Origin of the sequence: Enterococcus hailinensis, assembly GCF_045862035.1 — a bacterium.
Lineage (GTDB): Bacteria > Bacillota > Bacilli > Lactobacillales > Enterococcaceae > Enterococcus_A > Enterococcus_A hailinensis.
In genome coordinates this window covers 1-3,971 of the sequence record NZ_BAAFRV010000042.1, presented here as the reverse complement: position 1 = coordinate 3,971, position 3,971 = coordinate 1, and the positions used below count along the sequence as shown (strand labels likewise).

Here is a 3,971-nt window from a genome sequence, read left to right as displayed (position 1 = left end):
TGTGAATTGACGATGTTAGAATTCAATGACCGCTTGGCTAACCCTTTATCTGATCGAGAATTAACCAGAATCATTCGTTCCGCTTACTCCGGAAAATATCAAGCAGCGCACAGAGAAAAAATTGTCCAATTATGCCAAGAGTGGGTCGATGTCAATCTTTCTGAAAAGCAGCTATTCAACAAAAAACGGGGTTGGTGGAAGTTTAAGAAAGAGCGAGCAGTACGAAAGTATTCTCATAGTCATGAATGGGCAGAAGATCTATTGTCTTATTTGAATGAGCAATCCTATGAAGAACAACCATACATTATTTCTACAAAAAAAGATTTAACTGAAAGTTTAAAGATCCCAAAACGCTCCCTGGACAAAGTACTGAAGCAGTTAAAAGAAGAGAACAAAATTCATTTTCGTGTTCGTGCTGGTAGAAATGGAGGTATTATGCTAGCTTCGATACATGGATTGATGCGCTCCGTTATCCGGCTAAAAAAAGAAAGCCAGGGGGCTTATTTCGCTGCGATCTCAGAAGCTTTTGGAAGAGAATACATGTTTATCCAGACAGCACTGAAACGCTTGATAGAACCAAATAAGATCGGCGTGCAAACAGATCTGTTCATGATCGATACAGGTTGAAATTAAAAGGTGCAAATTGCCTATTACATTATATCTATGATACGTTTCTTCTTTTTCTCCGCCTTGCTTGCTGGTCTTAAGAAAGAGTAGTACTATTATTGCAAACGTAATAATATGCTGGGAGGTCTTTCTGACTATGAGTATCAATACCTTTGTATATCCCTACCCGGTCAATGTGTTTATTATTTCGCGGTTAGGTATGACAGTAGAGCAGTTTTGTGAGTTGCATGGATATAAGCAGAGTACAGTAGCAAGCTGGGTAACTAGAAACCGTGCAGTAAAAACGTTACCTTGTGATTTTTTATATTGTCTTAGTCTTTCTTCAGGCTGGTCAATGGATGGTGTTTATCGTCATTTACTGGTGTTGGAGGAGAAGTTCTTAAAGAGTATGGATCCAAAAAAGAAGAAAGAACAGGTGAATTGATTGATGACGGAGGAGGAGATAGCTGTTCTTAATAGGATCAAAGAATGGTCTGTTCTTTTGAAAATTTATTATGGGATTTTGACTTTATCTTTTATTACTGTTGGATTATTCGGTTCTGTTGCAAAGTTTTAAATAAAGAATAAAATCCCTTACGGTATCTATGATTTAAGCTGGGATTCCCAATAATACCTTGATTTCAGTACAGACCGAAAACCCGAAGAGAGTGCCTTCTTTTCGGGTTTTCTTATATAATCCTCGAATGGCTTCCATGCCTTTAATCGTGGTAGAGGCAGTGCGTAAACTTCGATAGAATTTATTGCGTCTCTTTACTGGACGATGGTCTTGTTCAATCAAATGACGAAATTCGTCTCTTTTTTTCTTCTTTTTGTATGACAAAAAGAAATATCTTTTGCCCATTTTATTTTTATCAAATGGGCAGTTGGCGTTTGCGTAAAGCAAATCGACACAATCCAAAGGGGATAAAAGGGGAAAGTGAAACTTCCCCCTTTTCAAGCAATATTGTAATACAAGAACGAAGTGATTTGTATTACAATGTGATAGCTTGCAGTATTTATGGTTTTATATTTTCTATTTTGTTGTGAGGATTGTAACCGAATAGGGCGCAATACTTATTACAAAATCAATGACAAAGGGCGATTGACTAATGAGCGCTGAGGCATTTTATCTTTGAGGAAGTTCTTGATGGATCAGAAAAATGTATCACAAATTTAAACAAAGACTCACTTATTTAAGAGACGCTACTATCATGAAATTTTGTTGTTGCGATAAGCAACTTCTGATACACGATTTTTAGCCATTACATCACTCGTTTTTAGAGTGATGTGTAAGTGCGCATTGCACTCTTTTTTAACGAAACAAGCCGACCAGCGTTTGAAACTTTTTAGTTTTTCATCATTCTATTTTAAAACGCTCTAAAACTCGATTTAAGCGACTTTAATTCGAAACTGTCTATTTTTGTTCAAAGGGAACATTAAGAATGCTTAAACGAGCTTTTAAGTGGGTTTAAAGTGATTTTGAATTGAATAGCTTGTTGTAAGTTGTAAAAAAACAAGTTAAACAAAGTATAGGTTTTCCATTTAAGGGTTGTTAGGGGTTACCCTGACCGTCTGTAAGACGCTTGATTGCAAGAAGTGAGTATTTAGCTAGTCAAACAGTTAAAACAGCTTATATGAGCAATTAGAGGGAATCCAATAAAGTCCTAAAAGCGGTTTTGTTCTTTTCTTTTAGCGAGTGAACGAAGTGAACGCTGCAAGTAAAATGTGAGCGTGGCTTTCGCTCACTCCTTACAATTTAGAATTGCTTAAAAAAACGGGCTTATTTAGCGATATAAGGCTATATAACAGAGAAGGAGTGAAACTCTATTCAAGTTTGGAAACACCTTCTATTAGTCCAAAAGAAACCTTAGAAAAAGAATTAAATCGTAAAGTATCAAGTAAAGAAATTCAACCGACTTTAGAACGAATAGAGCAAAAAATGGTTCTAAATAAACACCAAGAAGCCCCTGAATTTAAAGCAATTCAACAAAAATTGGAAAGCTTGCAGCCACCTACACCACCAATACCAAAAATACCTAAGCTTCCAGGACTTTAAACCTTAAAAAAGGAAAAAGAGTAGTTACCAAAAAACGGTAACTACTCTTTTTTTATAAAAAATTTCCTCATTTTTTAAAAGCTGATCGAGAAATAAAGCACACAACAGCATTCTTTCTTTTTTCAGTTGCTACAATTTGCAGTCTGTAACGTGTCATTTACTGTTTGTTACCTTAACATATCCAGTCGAAAACACAAGGGTATATAAACGAGCAAGCTCGCCCTTGTGTTTTCTTTGTGTCTATGTTGCGTTCTCGTCACAGCAAACGACACGAACAGACTGGCGAAAATGAACCAACAAAACGAAAAAAGAAAGGAGCGTACACTGTAATTTATTTCTAGCTTTTAAAACATGAGGAAAACAGCTTCACTTCCTCAAACGCCTAACAAAAATGGTTGTCAAAAAGCCAAAAATCAAAAAGAAAAGGAATGATAAAAATGAAATACATTAATAACGTTGAAACATTGGAAGAATTGAAAAAAGCCTACAAAAAGTTAGCTTTGAAGTTACACCCCGATTGTGGCGGGAATGAAGAAGAAATGAAAATTTTGAACAATGAATATGACGAACTGTTTAGCAAACTTAAAAACACTCATAAGAATAAAGAAGGTGAAACTTACACCAAAGAAACAACAGAAACACCCGAACAGTTTAAGGATATTATTAATAGATTGTTCAATCTAAAAATGGACGGCGTAGCAATCGAAGTAGTAGGAACATTTATATGGCTAACAGGTAATACAAAACCATATAAAGAAGATATAAAAGCCCTAGGATTTCGATATTCACCTAAAAAATATGCTTGGTATAAAGCCCCTAAAGATTACAAAAAAAGAAGCCATAAAGACTATGATATGGATACAATAAGAGGAATGTATGGAAGCCAAAAAATTAAAGAAGAAAAAGAAGAAAAAAAATACTTACAAGCCCGATAGGGTTTGTAAGTTATAAAGAAAGGAAGAAAACATTATGCTTTATAAAATAAGAATAATTGAAACTTTGGAAAAGGAATTTGAAATTGAAGCAAAGAACGAAAAAGAAGCCTTAGAAAAAATACAAATAGCTTATGATAATGAAGAAATTATACTTTATCCTGAAAATTTAGACCATAAAGAAATGAAAATTGTCGGTTATAAAGATACCTTTATTGAAGAATATGAAACATTAAAACGTGCATTTTATGATTATGACACATCTTATATTTTATTAAGATATGGTTGTTTAGAGAAAGCAGAAAAAAGGTTAATAGAGCTTGAAATGATAGTTAGTGTTGATAAATTTATGAATGAATAATCTCTAAAAAAAGGAA

General features: G+C 34.3%; 4 protein-coding genes and 2 pseudogenes. 5 read left to right on the top strand and 1 reads right to left on the bottom strand.

Features of this window, described 5'->3' with window-relative positions; genetic code table 11:
• A partial coding sequence (locus ACKTSC_RS13255; protein ID WP_407857815.1) for a primase C-terminal domain-containing protein occupies positions 1-627 on the top strand: 627 nt, incomplete at its 5' end.
• 136 nt (positions 628-763) lie between these two features.
• Positions 764-1,051, top strand: coding sequence for a type III secretion system protein PrgN (locus ACKTSC_RS13250; RefSeq protein WP_407857814.1), 288 nt, complete (start codon positions 764-766; stop codon positions 1,049-1,051).
• A 165-nt stretch (positions 1,052-1,216) separates the two neighbouring features.
• On the opposite strand, the pseudogene ACKTSC_RS13245 reads toward ACKTSC_RS13250, so the two are convergent.
• Positions 1,217-1,408 (bottom strand): annotated as a pseudogene (locus tag ACKTSC_RS13245) (hypothetical protein); the annotation flags it as partial.
• Positions 1,409-2,353: 945 nt separating this feature from the next.
• Between ACKTSC_RS13245 and ACKTSC_RS13240 the strand changes: the two are divergent.
• From ACKTSC_RS13240 to ACKTSC_RS13230, 3 genes and pseudogenes are all read left to right on the top strand, one after another.
• Positions 2,354-2,662: pseudogene (locus ACKTSC_RS13240) on the top strand (zeta toxin family protein); the annotation flags it as partial.
• A 437-nt stretch (positions 2,663-3,099) separates the two neighbouring features.
• The gene (locus tag ACKTSC_RS13235; protein WP_407857813.1) at positions 3,100-3,597 is read left to right on the top strand and encodes a DnaJ domain-containing protein; all 498 of its coding nucleotides are present in this window, start codon (positions 3,100-3,102) and stop codon (positions 3,595-3,597) included.
• Positions 3,598-3,631: 34 nt separating this feature from the next.
• On the top strand, positions 3,632-3,955 hold the full coding sequence (locus ACKTSC_RS13230) for a DpnD/PcfM family protein (protein ID WP_311872752.1): 324 nt from the start codon (positions 3,632-3,634) through the stop codon (positions 3,953-3,955).
• Positions 3,956-3,971 lie beyond the last annotated feature (16 nt).